Origin of the sequence: Microvirga terrae (assembly GCF_013307435.2) — a bacterium.
Classification (GTDB): domain Bacteria; phylum Pseudomonadota; class Alphaproteobacteria; order Rhizobiales; family Beijerinckiaceae; genus Microvirga; species Microvirga terrae.
In genome coordinates this window covers 471,393-488,815 of the sequence record NZ_CP102846.1, presented here as the reverse complement: position 1 = coordinate 488,815, position 17,423 = coordinate 471,393, and the positions used below count along the sequence as shown (strand labels likewise).

At 60.9% G+C, this 17,423-nt stretch carries 16 protein-coding genes; 6 read left to right on the top strand and 10 right to left on the bottom strand.

Annotation, left to right across the window (positions count from 1 at the left end):
• Nucleotides 1–21 precede the first annotated feature (21 nt).
• Nucleotides 22–561, top strand: a complete 540-nt coding sequence (locus tag HPT29_RS26860) for a hypothetical protein (protein ID WP_173945171.1) — start codon at nt 22–24, stop codon at nt 559–561.
• Nucleotides 485–1,519 carry an IS630 family transposase gene (locus HPT29_RS26855; RefSeq protein WP_173945172.1) on the top strand — a complete coding sequence of 345 codons (1,035 nt, stop codon included), beginning with the start codon at nt 485–487 and terminating at the stop codon, nt 1,517–1,519. Before HPT29_RS26860 ends, HPT29_RS26855 begins: the two co-directional genes overlap by 77 nt.
• A 367-nt stretch (nt 1,520–1,886) precedes the next feature.
• Here the strand turns inward: HPT29_RS26855 and HPT29_RS26850 are convergent.
• The 5 genes from HPT29_RS26850 to HPT29_RS26830 form a co-directional block, all read right to left on the bottom strand.
• A protein-coding gene (locus HPT29_RS26850) for an IS630 family transposase (RefSeq protein WP_259060914.1) occupies nt 1,887–2,829 on the bottom strand; the annotation gives its coding sequence in 2 pieces (ribosomal slippage) (nt 1,887–2,496 and nt 2,495–2,829; 945 coding nt in all).
• A 408-nt stretch (nt 2,830–3,237) separates the two neighbouring features.
• Nucleotides 3,238–4,176 (bottom strand): SMP-30/gluconolactonase/LRE family protein, encoded by a 939-nt coding sequence (locus HPT29_RS26845; RefSeq protein WP_173945477.1) that lies wholly within the window; start codon nt 4,174–4,176, stop codon nt 3,238–3,240.
• A 2-nt stretch (nt 4,177–4,178) separates the two neighbouring features.
• Complete coding sequence (locus HPT29_RS26840; protein WP_173945476.1) at nt 4,179–5,234, bottom strand: ABC transporter ATP-binding protein; 1,056 nt, start codon at nt 5,232–5,234, stop codon at nt 4,179–4,181.
• Nucleotides 5,235–5,293: 59 nt separating this feature from the next.
• A complete protein-coding gene (locus HPT29_RS26835; RefSeq protein ID WP_173945475.1) occupies nt 5,294–6,046 on the bottom strand; it encodes a ribonuclease activity regulator RraA in 753 nt (250 codons plus the stop codon).
• 60 nt (nt 6,047–6,106) lie between these two features.
• Nucleotides 6,107–7,405, bottom strand: coding sequence for a mandelate racemase/muconate lactonizing enzyme family protein (locus tag HPT29_RS26830; protein WP_173945474.1), 1,299 nt, complete (start codon nt 7,403–7,405; stop codon nt 6,107–6,109).
• Between the two features lie 484 nt (nt 7,406–7,889).
• On the opposite strand from HPT29_RS26830, the gene HPT29_RS26825 reads away from it, so the two are divergent.
• The 4 genes from HPT29_RS26825 to HPT29_RS26810 all read left to right on the top strand — a co-directional run bounded on the left by HPT29_RS26825 (nt 7,890) and on the right by HPT29_RS26810 (nt 12,548).
• Entirely contained in the window at nt 7,890–8,918 is a 1,029-nt protein-coding gene (locus HPT29_RS26825) for a LacI family DNA-binding transcriptional regulator (protein WP_173945473.1), read from the top strand.
• A 166-nt stretch (nt 8,919–9,084) separates the two neighbouring features.
• Entirely contained in the window at nt 9,085–10,068 is a 984-nt protein-coding gene (locus HPT29_RS26820) for an aldo/keto reductase (protein ID WP_173945472.1), read from the top strand.
• A 10-nt stretch (nt 10,069–10,078) separates the two neighbouring features.
• Nucleotides 10,079–10,861 (top strand): SDR family oxidoreductase, encoded by a 783-nt coding sequence (locus HPT29_RS26815; RefSeq protein ID WP_173945471.1) that lies wholly within the window; start codon nt 10,079–10,081, stop codon nt 10,859–10,861.
• Nucleotides 10,862–11,258: 397 nt separating this feature from the next.
• The gene (locus HPT29_RS26810) at nt 11,259–12,548 is read left to right on the top strand and encodes an extracellular solute-binding protein (RefSeq protein ID WP_173945470.1); all 1,290 of its coding nucleotides are present in this window, start codon (nt 11,259–11,261) and stop codon (nt 12,546–12,548) included.
• Nucleotides 12,549–12,613: 65 nt separating this feature from the next.
• On the opposite strand, the gene HPT29_RS26805 is transcribed toward HPT29_RS26810, so the two are convergent.
• The 5 genes from HPT29_RS26805 to HPT29_RS26785 are packed head-to-tail and all read right to left on the bottom strand — an operon-like array spanning nt 12,614 to nt 17,389.
• Nucleotides 12,614–13,576, bottom strand: coding sequence for a PDR/VanB family oxidoreductase (locus tag HPT29_RS26805; protein ID WP_173945469.1), 963 nt, complete (start codon nt 13,574–13,576; stop codon nt 12,614–12,616).
• A gap of 20 nt (nt 13,577–13,596) precedes the next feature.
• Nucleotides 13,597–14,205 (bottom strand): dihydroxyacetone kinase subunit L, encoded by a 609-nt coding sequence (locus tag HPT29_RS26800; RefSeq protein ID WP_173945468.1) that lies wholly within the window; start codon nt 14,203–14,205, stop codon nt 13,597–13,599.
• The gene (locus HPT29_RS26795) at nt 14,202–15,197 is read right to left on the bottom strand and encodes a dihydroxyacetone kinase subunit DhaK (RefSeq protein ID WP_173945467.1); all 996 of its coding nucleotides are present in this window, start codon (nt 15,195–15,197) and stop codon (nt 14,202–14,204) included. Before HPT29_RS26795 ends, HPT29_RS26800 begins: the two co-directional genes overlap by 4 nt.
• Nucleotides 15,198–15,209: 12 nt before the next feature.
• The gene (locus tag HPT29_RS26790) at nt 15,210–16,319 is read right to left on the bottom strand and encodes an amidohydrolase family protein (protein WP_173945466.1); all 1,110 of its coding nucleotides are present in this window, start codon (nt 16,317–16,319) and stop codon (nt 15,210–15,212) included.
• Nucleotides 16,316–17,389 carry an amidohydrolase family protein gene (locus HPT29_RS26785; protein ID WP_173945465.1) on the bottom strand — a complete coding sequence of 358 codons (1,074 nt, stop codon included), beginning with the start codon at nt 17,387–17,389 and terminating at the stop codon, nt 16,316–16,318. The genes HPT29_RS26790 and HPT29_RS26785 overlap by 4 nt, the downstream gene beginning before the upstream one ends.
• Nucleotides 17,390–17,423: the final 34 nt, after the last annotated feature.

Sequence of the window (17,423 nt, the reverse complement as noted above, 5' to 3'; positions counted from 1 at the left end):
CTGAACACGGAGATTGATGTCATGGAAACCCAGAAGACCAAGCCGGATGAAAAGGCCCAACAGCAGCTCGCGGACGAGACGTTCATGTCGGCCGCCGACCTGCGCAACTACATGACCGAGATGCAGATGGCGAAAGCCATGAAGTCGGTTGACGGCATGGATAAGGCCGGCCAGGCCCGCGAAGCGTTGATCAAGCGGCTGGCCGAGCCCATCGACCTGACGCCCGAGCGCCTGAAGGAAATTGTGCAGCCGCTGAAGACGAAGCTGCGGGCGGCGGCAGAGCGCGGCCAGACCGAGCTGATGGTCATGCGGTTCCCCAATGCTCTGTGCACAGACCATGGCCGCGCGATCAACAACGCGGATCCGGCTTGGCCGGACACCCTCACCGGACGCCCGCGCCAAGCCTATGAACCCTGGCAGAACCAGCTTATTGATCCGGCTTGGGTGCTCTTGAAATCGGCGGTCGTCGACCCAAGTCGGCGGGATGAAGCACATAGACATGCGCAAGCTGCCCGCAGCCGCGCAAGAGGAGCGTCGGCGGCAAGTGATCGGCCTGCGTGAGAGCGGCCTGACCTATGAGGCCATTGCCGCGCAGGTGGGTCTGACCCGCACCGGCGTCTTCGACATTTGCCGCCACTTCGCCGAGCAGGGCCGGGCGGGGTTGGCCAGCGGACCGCGCGGACCGGCCCCTGGCACAGGCCGGTTTCTCGAGGCCGAGCAGGAAGCGCAGGTCCGCGCTCTGATCCGCCGGCACACGCCCGACGAACTCGGTCTGCCCTTTGCCCTGTGGAGCCGGGCGGCGGTGCGGATGCTGATCGAGCAGCACTGCGGGGTCCGGCTGGCGGTGCGCACGATGAGCACCTATCTGGCGCGTTGGGGCTTCACGGCCCAGAAGCCGCTCCGGCGCGCCTATGAGCAGTCACCGAAGGCGGTGCGGCGCTGGCTGCGGCAGGACTACCCGGCCATCGTGGCGCAGGCCAAACGGCAGAAGGGCACGATCTTCTGGGGGGACGAGACCGGCTTGCGCTCCGATGATGTGCGCGGCCGCAGCTTCGCTCCACGCGGCCGGACGCCGGTGGTGCGCCCCAGCCACAAGCGCGCGGGACTGGGCCTGATCTCGGCTGTGACCAACAAGGGCGAGCTGCGCTGGATGGTGCTCGAGGGCGCGCTCAAGGCCCCGAGCCTGATCCGCTTTCTCGGCCGGCTGATCCAGGATTCCAGCGGCAAGGTGTTTCTGATCTGGGACAACCTGCCGGTCCATCGGGCCCGGGCGGTGCAGGACTGGTTAGCGGAGCGCACGGAGCAGATCGAGGTCTTCTACCTGCCCTCCTATAGCCCTGAGTTGAACCCGGACGAGGGCCTGAACGCTGACCTGAAGCACGCCGTGACGCGCAAGCCGCCCGCCCGCAGCAAGCCCGCCCTCAAGCGCGCCGTCATCAGCCACATGCGTCGGCTCGCCAAGTCGCCCGACCGGATCCGCAGCTACTTTGGGCATCCATCCTTCCGCTATGCCGCGTAGTTCAAGATCACCCAAGCCGGATCAATAAGTCGCGTGGTAGCAGAGGTGAGACAGACTGATTTGTTCAATGACGGCATCGGGCCAAGGAAGCGGCCTGAGCACTGCCGGATTAAGTTCCATAATGTTTGTTACCGGTCTTCTGGCTGTAGGCGCAAAGTTAAAATGTCCCGCCGTAGCAAACTAGGAATGTCACACTCCCCTGAACGGACGTGCATGGGAGCGTGGCATGGGCTGGGTGGAGATAGCGAACTGGAGCTTTGTCGCGTCGACGTGTTGGCATCGATATTTGCAGGCCACCTGACAATGACCGCGGCGGTCGACCTCATGGGCATTGCCTAGCGCGTCAGTTTGCTAGAGCCATTTCCGCTTACTCCGGTTCATATCCAGCGGCCCTGAAGTAGTTAGCGCATTCCTCGGGCGAGAACTCGTCTAACAGCTCACCGATGGTCTGCCAGAGCGCGTCCTTGGTGCGGGCAGCCGCCTTGCGCAGCAGTGCCTTAAGCTTGGCGAAGGCATTTTCAATTGGATTGAAGTCAGGGGAATACGGCGGCAGACGCCTCAACGTCGCCCCTGTTGCCGCAACAAGCTCCCGCACCGTCGCGCTCTTGTGCGGCGGCAGGTTGTCCAGGATCACCACGTCGCCCGGCCGGAGGGTCTGCACCAGGATCTGCTCGACATAAGCCGCAAACCACGGGCCGGTCATCGGCCCATCCAGCACCATCGGCGCAGTAAACCCGCTCAAGCGTAGACCGGCCACAAAGGTGGTGGTCTTCCAATGTCCGTGCGGCAGTCCGACCCGCAAGCGTTGGCCTCGCGCGCAGCGTCCATACAGGCGTGCCATCTTGGTCGAGGCGCTGGTCTCGTCGATGAACACCAATCGTCCCGGGTCGAGATCCAGCTGCCCGTCAAACCAAGCCTGGCGCGCGGCTCTGACATCGGGCCGGTCGCGCTCGCAGGCGTGGGCGGTTTTTTTTGACGGTGATCGCCCGCGCGTGGAAGAAGCGCCAGAGCGTGCCGATGCCAGCCGAGACGCCGCGCTCCTGCTTCAGCCTCGCCTGCATCTCGTGAAGACTGATATGCGAGGAGGCTTCAATCAGCTCCAGGAGAAAAGCCGCATGCGCGTCGAGCTTGGAGTGCCTGGGTTGACCCTGCCGGCGGGCAGCCACCTCGCCGGATCGAGCGCGGCGCACCCACAGAACGGCGGTTGAGATGCCGACCCCATAGCGGGCGGCGGCCTGCCGCACTGAGACGCCACCCAAGGCTGTCTCGATCACCGGGTCCCGCAGATCCTGACTGTCAGCGCGTGCCATGCCGTGCCTCCATGTCTGGACGCCAGCAGGCCACATCAGATCTCAAAGCGGAATCCCTCCGACTCGGAATAGTCGGAAAAGGCTCTAGGCATGTGCGGCTGGCCTTCGCCACGGCGCCCTTGGACAGCCCTCCAATTGTCGCTTGAGACCGGACATCTTTCGTCGCCCACTATGTCGGGGCGGAAAGGTCGATCCTACAGCCTCTGCATGGCCGGCCTGCTCAAGCGATTTGCAGAAGCTTCACAGTACTACTTGATGTTCTGTTATCCGGAGTACAAGCCCAAGCCGAGAGGGTCGTCCGGATCCTTTGTTGATAGCCCCCAACAGGGACACGTCACTATCTGCCCCTGACCTCGCGCAGCAAAGGTTGAGCCTCAAAGCAAGGCCGCGTGTAAAAAACCAGTTGCACTATGAGCAGCGCGGTGAGGCCAATGGAGTTCCAGCTACCAGAAGATCAACTGCATAAACGCTGGTGGTTGCAGCGATGAACAATGTCCTCCCGGTGTCGCCTCCGAAAGTCAGGTTTGCGACGGTTTCAGGCACGAGAATCTTTCCGAGCCTCACGCCTGCCGGTGTATAGCAGTGCACCCCATCCGCAGCGCTGATCCAATAGTTATCTAGTTCATCGACACGAAGGCCGTCCGGCACGCCGGGCTGGACCGTGATGACGGGCCCTGCTTCGTCCAGTTCTCCATACTGGTTACAGCGAAATTGTCGGACATGACGAGGGCCGTCAAGGGGAAAGGCATTCACGCCACTATCGGAAACGGCGAGGATGCTCTCGTTACAGGAGAACGCAAGACCGTTAGGCATGAAGAAGCCGCCTCCAACGACAGCAATCTCGCCTGTCGCCGGGTTTAGTCGATACAGGTTCTGGACATCTATCTCCCGTTTGCCATCGATCTTATAAGTCTTGCTGCGAAAGCCGTAGTGAGGGTCGCTGAAAAAGATCATGCCGTCGGAGCGGACGACCACATCGTTGGGGGAATTGAAACGTTTCCCTTCGAAATGGGTGGCAAGAACGGTCAGCGTCCCGTCGTGTTCGGTTCGCGTGAGACGGCGCGTCTGGTGCTCGCATGTCACCAGGCGCCCTTCTTCATCGAGGGTGTTGCCGTTGGCCCTGTTGGAGGGATCACGCCACACCGTCATGCCTTCATCCTCGCGCCACATGACGATTCGATTCCCGGGGATGTCGCTGCACACGAGTGCGCGGAGGCTGGGTAGCCACATCGGCCCCTCTGCCCACCCGAGGCCCGAGAACAGCTTGCGCAAGCGAGTGCCCGGAGAGGCGATCTGGGCAAACCGTGGGTGTTCGACAACAATAGGATCGAGTTGAAGCGGATCCATCGTCAGGACAGCCGGCGTCCGGATTGCCCATCGAAGATATGGATCAAGTCCGGCCGCACCTGAAGCGAAATTCTTTCCCCGGGTTTTGCACTGATGCGATCGCGGAACATTGCGGCGACGTTCTGGCCTCCAATTTTTGCGGTGAGCTGCGTTTCCGATCCCATGGGCTCGATCACCACCACTTCCGCCGCCGGCCCCGAAGGGTCGATTTCGAAATGCTCCGGTCGGATCCCGAGGACGACCGGCTGACCATCGGCCACCTTCGCGCTCAAAGGGATTGCCAGCGTCTCACCATGCTCAGTTATGAAGCCGCCATTGCTCCGGGTTCCGCGGATGAGGTTCATGGCCGGCGAGCCGATGAAGCCAGCCACGAACAAGTTAGCTGGCCGGTCATAGAGTTCGAGCGGCGCGCCGACCTGCTCCACGACGCCATCGTGCATGACCACGATCTTGTCAGCCATGGTCATGGCCTCGATCTGGTCGTGCGTCACGTAGATCGTGGTGGTCTTCAGCCGCTGGTGCAGGGCCTTGATCTCGGTTCTCATCTGCACGCGCAGCTTGGCGTCGAGGTTGGAGAGCGGCTCGTCGAAGAGGAAGACGTGCGGATCGCGCACGATGGCGCGGCCCATGGCCACGCGCTGGCGCTGGCCGCCGGAGAGCTGGCGCGGATAGCGGTCAAGAAGCTTGTTCAGGCCGAGGATTTCTGCCGCGCGCCCGACCTTCGTGGCAATCTCGCTCTTGCTCGCCTTCTTGAGCTTGAGTGAGAAGCCCATGTTGTCAGCCACGTTCATATGCGGGTAGAGCGCATAATTCTGGAATACCATGGCGATATCCCGGTCTTTGGGCGGAACCTCGTTCACAACCCTAGGACCAATGCGGATCTCACCTGAGGTAATGTCTTCCAGGCCCGCGATCATGCGGAGCAGGGTCGACTTGCCGCAACCTGATGGCCCCACCAGGACGACAAAATCGCCGTCCTCGACATCGATGGAGACCCCATGCAGGATGTTCATGGCTCCATATGATTTCTTAGCGTCGCGAATAATTACCGATGCCACGGTGTCGTCTCCTTTGCTGGGGTTTCCTCGGTTCGACGGAGCATTCTGCTCTCTTGATCTTATGTGGGATCAACGGCCCTGCCGTTCGTCCGCAGCCAGTCCTCGTATTCAGGCCATGCTGCTTCCGAGAGCGGATAGTAGCGCCTGAGGTCGCCGCCCTGGAGAAGCTTAATTTTGGAGAACTCTTCCCACTCATGATGATGTGAGGCTTGCTTGATCAACTCAGGCGCAAGCTTGACCGGGACGACCACTGCACCATCGTCGTCGGCCACGATGATGTCGCCCGGCATAACTAACACTCCGCCGCATGCAATCGGAACATTCACGCCGAATGGCATGAGTTCAGTCTGAGTGTGAAAGTTCGGCGTCACGCCATTGATCCAGAGACCTAGATCGAGATGCTTGGTGTTAGGTGTGTCGCGCAGGCATCCATCGACCACGATTCCTTGTCCACCGCGGCCCTGGAAAAATGTCATCATCATTTCTCCAAAAATGCCGCTGCGCATGTCACCTCTCGCATCCACCACGACGATGTCGCCGGGTCGGGTGTGATAGAGGACGTGACGATGGAGCTGCTTTTCCGGCTCCGCGTATTCGTCAGCTCCGTAAAGGTCCTCTCGCTTCGGCATGAATTGAAGAGTCAGGGCCGGGCCCGCAATGGCCTTGCCCTTCGTCCACGCCTTCGGGCCGAAGATATGCGAGTTGCGGATTCCCATGCGACTTAAGGTGCTGCTCGCAGTGGCAGCGCCGATTGCGGCCAGCGCCTCGCACCATTCCTTGGGAGGGCGGCTGATGTCCTTCGTTTCGATCATTGGTGGCGTGTCCTCGTCGTCAACGTGATGTTCAGGAAATTCGGGATTTCCGACGCAGACCTAGCCGGTCGTCACCCGCTCGAACCCGAGCTTCTTCGCGTTCCACGCGTCCGTCGGCGCAAACATTGTGCCCTTAACCCGCAGGTTCTCCTCAATGACCTCGTAATTGAGATCGAGGCCGAGCCCGGGAGCATCCGGAACCTTGACATAGCCGTCGACCATGTAGTCGGGATCGAGTCCAGTCACGAGATCGGCCCAGAACGGGATGTCGAGGCCATGGTGCTCGACAGCGAGAAGGCTTGGAATGGCTGCGCCGCAATGAACATTGGCCATGAAGCCGATGGGAGAGCAGCAGCAATGCAGGGCCGTGGCAACTCCGTAGCGCTCGCCGTAATCGGCGATGCGTTTCGTCTCCAGCATTCCACCGGAGGTCAGGAGATCGGGATGCAGGACATCAAAGGCGTTCGTCTCGATCGCCTCGCGGAATCCATCGCAGAGATATAGGTCCTCGCCCCCCGCGATCGGAGTCTGCAACGCATCGGCCACCTTCTTATGCCCGGCGATATCATGCCAGGGCAGGGGATCCTCTAGCCAAGCGAGATTGAAAGGCTCCAAGGCACGACCCAGGCGGATTGCCTCGTCGGCAGTCATGAAGCCTTCGCCGAAGTGATCAATGCACAATGAGATGCTGGGGCCGACCTTCTCGCGCACGGCAGCCACGATATCTACAGCCGCGGCAATTCCTTTCTCGCTGAGGCGCGCTCCCGGCCCACGTCCCGGGACGCGCCAAGCTCTGCCGAGATCATATTCGTGCCTCGTCGGCTGGCCGATGAGAGCACCTTCCACCGTTTCGAACAGACGAGGAGGAAGGTCGAACTTAATAAAGCTGAGCCCAATTTCGGCCCGGCTTTTCACCGCTGCCGCGTAGTTTTCCGGGGTCTGCACATCCGGCGCGGGCGTGTCGCCATAAATACGGACCTGATCGCGGTACTTGCCTCCGAGGAACTGATAACAGGGGACGCCGTAGACCTTGCCGATTAGATCCCACAGGGCGATCTCGATTCCCGAAACGCCGCCGCCCTCACGACCATGCCCACCGAAACGGCGCATTGCCGAGAAGATCATGTCGACGTTGCAAGGGTTCTGTCCGATGAGCATGTGCTTGAATTGAAGTGCATTCTCGGGATGGCCGCCATCCCGCACCTCACCGAGCCCATAGATCCCTTGGTTCGTATCGATCTTAATGATCGGGTAGTAGCAGATGCCGGTCACCACGGCGATGCGCATATCGGTGATGCGCAGGTCGCTCGGGCTGGAATGCGTAGAGACGGCATTCTCCACGGCTTCGGCGGCGTTCATAGTGGGCTTCTGATGTAGCACGTTCATGCTCCTGTGGAGGTCCCGTTTCGCACGCGAATACGGCGTCGGAATTATCGAAATCTGCGGGCGCTCGGCCCTGAGGCAGACAGGTTGGTCAGCCGTGTGGTCTCGGTGAAATGAGGATTAGAAGCGCGATGGCCTGTGCGCTGGCCTTCCTTCCTGGAATTGAGGATCTGTTGTGTTTTGTTATGTTTGTTGCTTAACATAGCCAAACAGAATGAGCAACAAGGAAATCTTCTCGTAACTCGATGTGGGCCTTTAATTCCCAATAACCACCTGCCTCCAACGTATACAGCTATCCCGATCGGGTTGACTTTTTGTTTGTTCGTGTTAGGCAATAGGTCAAGCTGCATAACAGGAATTGCTGATCCTACGTCTCGTGGGGCACTTGGCGGAGCGGGCGCTTGACGCTCTTCCGCCGACTGCTCACAACAGCATTTTCAAAGCGCAATCCGGGGCATCCATGAGCTCAAGCCGCGTTACAATTCAGGACCTCGCCGACCGGCTCGGTTTATCGAAGTTTTCAGTCTCGCGTGCTCTCTCGGGCAAGCCGGGAGTGGGCAAGGCAACGCGGGATCGAGTCCTGCGGGCGGCGCACAGCATGGGCTATCGTGTGAGCCAAGAATTCGCGCAGACGAACGGGCAGGTGCTCTTCATCCGGCAGGAGGTTGACCCCGTCAGCAGCGAATTGTGGCTTAACCTGCTGCACGGCGCCGAAATGGAAGGGGAGCGGCGCGGATTGTCCGTCGTGCCCCGCCAGGCGCGATATCTCAATGATCCCGCGAGCATCGACAGCACGGTTGTCGGTCTCATTCTCGCTGTGCCATACCCAGCAGAGCTGAGTGGGATCGCGACGAAGATCGGCCTGCCTGTCGTCTGTGCGGGGTATGTCGGTGCGCTGGAGCCTGTCGACCACGTCGTCGGGACAGATTGGGAGGCGGGAGTCTCCGTAGGGCGCTTCCTGATGGCGCGGGGCCACCGCGAGATCGCGTTCGTTCACGGCAATGCAAAGCTCCTTGGGCGCGCCGAACGCTTCCGCGGCTTGCGGGACGCCATGCGCGAGGTCGAAGGCGCAACGGTGCACGACATCGTGTTCGACGAGGCTGTCGGGTTCCGCGAAGCCTTCCTCGCCCATCTTCGCGCCGGCAGTGCTCCGACGGCGCTGTTCTGTGCCCATGACGGCATTGCGGTGAATGTCATTTCCGAGCTCGCTCGACTCGACGTGCGTGTGCCGGAAGACGTCTCCGTCGTCGGATTCAACGACTTCATTTCCGCCTCACAGGTCGTGCCCCGGCTTACGACTGTTCGTACGCCGCAATTGGAGCTGGGTGCCGCCATGATGCGCTGCATCGCCGACCGGGCCCTCAATCCGGACTTCCGGACCGTACCGCCCATGCGGATTGCCCTCGTCTCGGAACTCATCGAGCGGGAGTCCACGGGGCCGGCGACGTCGACCAAATGGAGCGCAAGGTGCCTCGCGGCCGCCGGATAGAGTTTCGATGGCTTGAATGGATCAACGGCGGACCCGGATCGGGCAGCCTGAGGATCGCATAGCCGGTTCGTTGATTGCCCACCGAGAATCGCTCCACAGGCATAGTTCTGCGGAGAAGGTGGAGCTTTGCCCGGAGTCAAGTTGAGCAAGGGAGGAGAGGTGCATCATGAAATACACGAAGCTGGGACGGACTGGGTTGGAGGTTTCGCGCGTCTGCCTTGGATGCATGACATTCGGCGAGCCGGACAGGGGAGAGCCCAAGTGGACTTTGACCGAGGATGTGAGCCGGCCGTTGATCAGGAAGGCCCTCGACGTCGGCATCAACTTCTTCGACACGTCGAACAGCTATTCGCTCGGGTCGAGTGAGGAAATCGTCGGGCGCGCTTTGAAGGAGTATGCCAAGCGTGACGACGTCGTGGTCGCCACCAAGGTCAACACGCGCATGCGGCCAGGGGCAAACGGCGCCGGTCTCTCGCGCAAGGCGATCATGACGGAAATCGACCACAGTTTGCGTCGTCTCCAAACCGACTATGTGGACCTGTATCAGATCCATCGCTGGGATCCCACGACGCCCATCGAAGAGACCCTGGAGGCGCTGACCGATCTCGTGAGGATCGGCAAGGTTCGCTACATCGGCGCCTCATCCATGCATGCCTGGAAGTTTGCCAAGTCGCTCTACCTGTCCGATCGCAGGGGCTATGCGCGCTTCGTGTCTATGCAGAACCATTACAATCTCCTCAATCGCGAGGAGGAGCGTGAAATGGTGCCGCTATGCGAAGCCGAAGGGGTCGGTCTCATTCCCTGGGCTCCTCTCGCGCGCGGATTGCTGGCTCGTGAGCAGGGTGAGCCTGAGAGCGTCCGCAAGAATACGGATCTGCTGCGGCCGGTTCTTTATGGCGACACTGAAGAAGTCGATGCCAAGATCATTGATGCCGCCGCAGCCGTCGCCCGGCGACATGGCGTTCCCCGCGCTAGTGTCGCGCTCGCCTGGCTCATGGCCCAGCCAGCGGTTGCCGCTCCAATTGTGGGCGTAAGTCGCGAGAGCCAGATCGATGATGCGGTAACGGCAACGGAAGTGACCCTGACCGCCGAGGATATCGAGGAAATGACGAAGGCTTATGTGCCTCACAAGCCGCACGGGTTCGTCTAGGGAGCTGACCATGGAACTGCAGGGATCCGTCGCGCTCGTCACGGGTGCAGGCTCGGGCATCGGAAGGGCCTCGGCCATAAAGCTCGCCCGGGAGGGGGCGGCTGTCGCCGCAATCGGGCGCACCGAGAGCGAGTTGCTCCAAACTATCCGCGAAATCGAGAAGGCGGGAGGGCGTGGCATCGCCCTCGTCGCGGATGTCGCTCTCGAGGATGGGATGCGAGAGGCTATTGCGCGGACGGTCGAGGCTTTTGGCAGGATCGACATCGTGGTTGCCAATGCTGGAATTAACGGCGTCTGGGCGCCGATAGACGATCTGCGCCCAGACGAATGGGACAAGACGATCGCGATCAACCTGCGCGGGACCTACCTGACGCTTCACTACGCTGTGCCTCACCTCAAGGCGGCCGGTGGCGGATCGATCATCATTATGTCATCCATCAATGGCACGCGCACCTTCACCACGGCCGGTGCGAGTGCCTACGCGGCTACGAAGGCAGCGCAACTTGCCCTCGCGCAGCAACTCGCCCTCGAGCTCGGCAAGCACCGCATCCGAGTGAATGCCGTGTGTCCTGGGCAAATCGATACGGCCATTCCGGACAACACCTTCAAGCGCAAGGTGGACGAGGCGCGCGTTCCCGTTGTGTGGCCCGATGGAGACATTCCCATTACCGGAGGAAAGCCCGGTCAGAGCGAGGACGTGGCCGACGTGGTGGTTTTTCTCGCCTCGCCGCGATCGCGGCATATCACCGGAACACCGATCTGGATCGACGGCGGTCAGTCGCTGCTGCGTTAGCATCTATGATGTGGGTCGGTCCTGCGTCAGCTATCTCATATCCAACCGCGCGCTTGCGCGGAGAATGAAAGTTGCGGTTTCTGTTAGGTGAACTTTGGTCTCAATGCCGCACAGATTTATCTTTCATGATGCTGAATCAACAAAAGTAGCTTGCTTAATTTTCAGAAGATGCCAAATTTGTTTAGGCTTCGATAGAACTAGCCTAACAAAACATAACAACTCTGAAGCGGTGTCCCGGCTCGGCGGAGAGGATGTGTATCGCTGATCTCCCTCAAGAGCCACATATGTCAGCCTCATAACAAACATGACCGCAGTTAAGCCGGTCATGAAGGGAGTGAAAGAAATGTCCAAGGAAACATATGTCGCCAGAAATGGTGTGATCACAAGGCGTACGCTCATGGCTTCAGCCGCTGCCGGCTTTGGTCTCGCGGCAATCGGTGCTCCCCGCCGTTCCTATGCGCAGGGCAAGCCCGCCAAGCTACTCGTTGTAGGTGACAGTGCGCCTTGGAAGGGCACAATCATCCAGGATGCCATCCCGGCCTTTACCAAGCAGCACGGAATCGAGGTGGAATACACCCAGCTTCCGAACGAGGCTATGGTGACGCGCATGAAGGCGGAGCTGATGGGCGGCTCCAATACCATCGACGTGATCCAGCTCGGCGCCTCTCAGGTCGGCTGGATGGGACCTTATCTCGAGGATGTGCAGGAGCTCATCAAGAAGACTGCCGACAAGCATCCGGACTTCAACTGGGGCGACTTTCCGGAGGGCGTAAAGCAGCTCTACCTTCATGAGAAGGAAAAGCGCTATGTCGGCGTACCTTATCGCAGCACGACCTATATCCTGCACTACCAGAAGGAGCTTCTGGAACAAGCTGGAATCGCGAAGCCGCCGCAGACCTTCCCTGAACTTCTCGAAGCCGCCGCGGCACTGACCAAGCAGGGCAATGGTACCCGTTTCGGCATCGGGACTTGTGCGCGCCAAGGAGGTGCGATCGTCGATCACTTCCTTCCGTGGCTGCGTTCCGCGGGCGGCGATCTCTACGATCCGCAGACCGGCGAGATCTTTGTGACCAGGCCGGAGGCGATCGAGGCGCTTCAGTTCTATGGCGACCTGCTCGCCAAGCACAAGGTCGTGCCGCCGGATGCCGTGACCTGGGAATGGGACGAAATCATCGCCAACGGCCAGAATGACCGCTATGCCATGGCCGTGACGGTCAATGCCTCGGCGACTCCTCTGAACCGCAATCCGTCATCTAAGACGGCGGGCAAATGGAGCTGGACGGTCGTGCCCGGCATGAACACCCCGGAGCAGTCGAAGAGCCTCAACGGCGGCTGGGCTTTCGCCGTGCCGAAGGACGCGAAGAACAAGGAATGGGCCTGGGAGTTCGTCCAGCACATCACAGGACCCGAATGGTCGCGCCGTTCGATGGAGAAGGGCAACGCGCCGGCACGTCAGTCCGTACTGAACGATCCTAAGGTCATTCAGGAATACGGCTGGGCTCCTGCGTCCGCCGCTTCACTGAAAACGGCGGTCATGAACCCGCGCGATCCGAACTGGGGCGCCTTCGAGCAGCACCTGCGCTCCGGCATCTCTCAGGCGATGCTGGGACAGACCACGGCCAAGCAGGCGATGGAGAACGTCGCGTCCAACTGGAAGCGCGTGATGGTCCGCACCGGACAGAACTGAGCCGAACTAAACAAAGCAACAGAGATGCCCGGCGACGCCGGGCATTTTTTGTGGTGCCAGGAGACTCAGAGATCCAGAACGAGCCTGTCTGAGATAGATCTCGAACAGCAGATCATCAGCGAGGTGTTCTTCTCACGTTCGACAGGCGTCAGGTATGTGTCCCTATGATCGGGAACTCCGTCCAGAACTGCGACCTCGCAGGTGCCGCAGATCCCTTGCTCACATGAAAAGGCGACGTCGATTCCGGCCTGAATCAGGACATCGAGGATCGACTGTCCTGGCTCGACATCCAGCCTGACGCCCGAGCGCGTGAGTTCAACCTGGAATCCTCTCTCCCTAGTCGGCTCTTCCGCCGATCTGAAATGTTCCAGGTGGACGAACTCTGCCGAGCGTCGGGCGGTCGCCACCTTGAACGCTTCGAGCATAGAGCTCGGGCCGCAACAATAGAGGTGTGCGTCATCCGGCGCAGACCTCACGATGCTCGCGATATCGAGCCGCGTGTCGGGTACCTCATGATTGAAGGAGACCCGTATATCCGCTCCCGCTGACTCGCGGAGTTCATCTATCCATTTGAGGAAAGGAGCGCGTGAACGGGTGCGGGCCACATAATAGGCTTCGTACGGCCGACCGAGCTTGGACAAGCGCGTCATCATCGCGAGGAGCGGTGTTATGCCGATCCCGCCACCGATCAGCACCGTATGGTGAGCATCTTCATGCAATGGAAAATTATTGCGTGGGCCGCTCAGAGTAACAGTCTCGCCGATATGGAGACTGTCATGCACAAACCGCGATCCGCCGCGTCCCGCGGCATCACGATGGACGCCAATGACGTAGCGGTGTCTTTCGGATTGGCAGTTCACAATGGAATAGCTGCGCACCATGCCGTTCCCGAGATGCAGGTCGACATGCGATCCTGCCGAGAAGACGGGTAGCGTGCCAGTGCCAATGGCCGAAAGTTCGTAGCTGTTGACCGCCTCGGTCTCCGCATTCACAGCCGTGACGATCGCCGGGAAAGTGGCTCGTTCCATTGGGCCGCCGATGTTACCGTTTAGCCAGCAACCGCATCGACGAGCCTGACGAAGGCAAGCATGCCCGGATCATGTGTTCCGATGCTTCTTTCCATGAACATGCGGGCGCGCCCGACCTTGCAGCTCTCGTTGAAGAAGCGCTCGAGAACGATCTGACCTGCCTGTTTCGCCGACTGAGCGACGGACGCCTGGTCGTTCAGTCCCTCGACCGCGGTGGCGACTTCGTGAATGGCATCAAGAACGGTTTTGTCGCCGAGCTTCGCGCCACCGCGCGCCATCATCGCGTCACGGGATGCCGACAGAAGCGGTGCCAGCTCGGACCACGCGATCGAGTCTTTCCCTTTCGTCATTCGCGATGCTGTCATGAGGCCCGTGGCGAAAAGGGTGCCGAGGCTCGATCCGGTCGCTCCCATTGCGGCACGGGCGAGCTTGCTGAACGCATCGCTTATGGAAGGCTCCACCGCGGGATCTGCATCTGCCAGCCGGTCGATCAGGCGGGCAAGCATGCTGCCGGTATCTCCATCGCCAAGCTTTGAATCCGCTTCGTTCAGGACCTGCTCAAGGTCACCCATGGCCGCCTTGGCGCCGCTGACGGCGCCAGCGATGTGCTGTGTCGTGATGGCGGTCATGCGACTCTCCAGAACGGGCAATCTGCCGGCGCCGCAAGAAGCGTTGCAAGCTCGTCGTCGATGGCGTGAAGACTGATCGAAGCGCCCGCCATCTCCATCGAGGTTACATAATTGCCGACGAGCGGCTGCACGATTTCGATCCTCTCCCGACGCAGGCGCTCGGCGGCCCGACGGTAGAGGATGAACAATTCTTCGAGCGGCGTCGCGCCAAGGCCGTTGACGAGGATTGAGACGCGGCCGGTGGTAATGGCCTGGTCGGCCAGAAGGCGATCGAGCATCTCGTCAACCACCGCATCGGCAGGTTTGAGCTTATCCCGCCAGATACCTGGTTCACCATGAATTCCCATGCCCATCTCGATCTCATCCTCGGCAAGGCTGAAGGTTGGTCGGTCGGCCGTCGGCACCTGACAGGGGGCAAGAGCAACGCCGATCGTGCGCGTCGCCTCGACCGCCTTGCGGCCAATGCGTGTGACCTCATCGAGGTCGGCACCCTCTTCCGCCTTGGCCCCGGCGGCTTTGTAGGCGTAGATCAGGCCCGCGACACCGCGACGCTTCTGGCGCTCGTCCAGGGTTCCACTCGCGATGTCATCGATACCGAGTACGGTGGTGGTGCGGATTCCCTCTTCCTCGAGGAACTCGCCGGCCATGTCGAAATTCATGCGGTCGCCGCCGTAGTTTCCGTATAGGCGGAGCACACCTCGTCCGCCATTGGCCAGGCGGATGGCGTCCATGCATGAATCGATGTTGGGGCCTTCGAACACGTTGCCTATCGCGCAGGTGTCGATCAGGCCTTTCCCGACATAGCCGGTGAAGAGAGGCAAGTGGCCCGAGCCGCCGCCCGATGCAACGCCGACCTTCCCAGGTTTGATGCCACTCGCGCGCCGGATGACCCGCCCGGCGGTGCCGTCACGTACGAGCGAGGGGTGAGCGAGGGTTAGACCATCAAGCACCTCGTCGACATAGGCCGTGGGTGCATTCAGCAGTTTCTTCATGGATATGTGTCCCTAGGCGGCGAGGTTGTAGAAGGCCATGGCATTGTCGCGGAACAGCATCGCCTTCTCGGACTCCGACATGGGCATTTGGATCGCGCGTTTAGGATCGTCGAAATCCCAATGCGGGTAATCGGAGGAGAACATCATGCGGTCCCACCCGATCCAATCAAACAGAGCCCGCAGATCTTCCCGCCGCTCCGGTTCCTCAACGGGCTGAGTTGCGAACCAGACATGCTCGCGCATGTATTCCGAAGGCGGGCGCTTCACATGCGGGACCTCGCTGCGCATCCGCGACCACAACCTGTCCAAGCGCCACGACAGAGGAGGGGCCCAGGCAAAGCCGTTCTCGATCATCACGACCCGCGTCTTCGGGAACAGTTCGAAAACGCCTTCCAGGATCATGCTCGTCACCTGTGCCTGGGCACCGTGGGTCAGGACATGATGGTCTTCGACGTAGAAGGACGGCCAGCCGCTGGCAGAGGGCGCGTAGCCGGACGGGCCGCCGACATGGAAGCCGAGAGGGAGCCCCGCAGTCTGCGCGGCCGCAAAGATCGGCCAGTAGCGCTTCCGCCCAATGGGCTCCAGGGAGCGGGCGCCGAGCTGCACCTGGGCGAACCGGCGGTCCCCTGCGTGTTTCTCGATTTCTTGGACAGCTCCTACGGGATCCTCCGCGCATACGACGATCGACGCCTTCAGCCGCGGCTCCTTCGATGCGAAGACATCGAGCTGCCACTCATTCACTGCGGCGCACATGGCAGTCGAGAGGTCGGTGTTTCGGGTGACATTGGCCTCGACGAGCGGCTCCAGAATGCCAAACGCGATGTCGTGCGGATCCAGGTGCTGGCTTTGCATGAAAGCAAGATCCGAGCCTGGTGGTCCTCCGGTCGGCGGCCAAGCGTCTCGCCTCGCGGTGTTGGGCGTGAAGCGGGGATAGGTGCCCCGGCCCGCATAGATGGTATGGTGGAATGTTCCATACTGGTCGAGGTGATCTCGCCAGACCTGCGAAAGGTAGGGGTGAAGAGCCGTGGGGTGGCTCAGAGTCGGGTGGATGTCGCAATCAACGACACTAAGGCGGCTGCGGGTGGACGGCGTGTGATCGAGCGCGTTCGAGAGCAGGGTCATTGGACTGTCCCTTCCAAGCGCGTGTACGTTCTCAACGGGTTCTCGAGCATGATCTTCTCGATGAGCCGGCTCGGTATTCCCGCCGGCAGGGCCTCGCAGTCCTCGAACTGCCAATGGGGGTAATCGGTTGCGAAAAGCAGCATGTCGTCGCTCCCGATCTGATCCATGATCCGCCCGAGATGAGCACCATCGGCCGGCGCGTCGATGGGCTGCGCCGTGAGCCGCACATGACGGCGGATGATGTCAGCGGGCGATTCCTTCACCCAAGGCACTTCGGGGCGCACCCCACGCCAGGTCTTCACGGCGCGCCAGAGAAAGCCCGGCAGCCATGTGACGCCGGACTCGATCAGGACTACCGTGAGATTCTCAAATTTGGAGAACACGCCCTGCGACACGAGGCTCAGCAACTGGTCCTCGAAGGTCTGCGTGATGCTCGCGTAATCCTGCAGGTAGTGCGACGGCCAGCCGGTCGAGGTCGGGGCAAAGCGGTACATCAGGCCGGCATGGAGCCCGACCGGGAGGTGGTGCCGTTGAGCCGCCTCGTAGATCGGCCAGTAGAACTTGCGCCCCAGCATCATTTCGACGCCGACGGGGAGCATGATCTGAACGAAACGCCGGTCGACCGCGCAACGCTCGATCTCCTCGACGGCCACGGCGGGATCCTGCGGGGGAACGACGATCGACGCCCGCAGACGATGATCACGGTCGAGCCATTCGGCCCTGATCCAATCGTTGACCGCTCGGCACATGGCAGCCCCCATGGTCTCGCTTGTGGCGATCTGCCCGCCATAGACGGTGTTGCAGATCGCATAGCGTGTACCGAAGGTGTCAAGTGCGTTCTTCTGCAAGGCCGTAAGGTCACTCCCTGGAAAGACGCCGGTCTCCCGCCAATCCGGTCGACAGGTCAGAGGAGCATTGGGCGGGTAGCTCATCGGATTGAAGTGATCGATGCCCCGCGCGATGAAGGCGTCCTGCCAATGCTCCTCCAGATAGGGCATCAGAGCCTTGATGGTCGGCACGGACGGATGAAGGTCGCAATCGATCGCACCCGTCGTTAGTGTGACATGCATCTCTGGCTCCTTCGCCGGCGTCGAAATTTTCAAC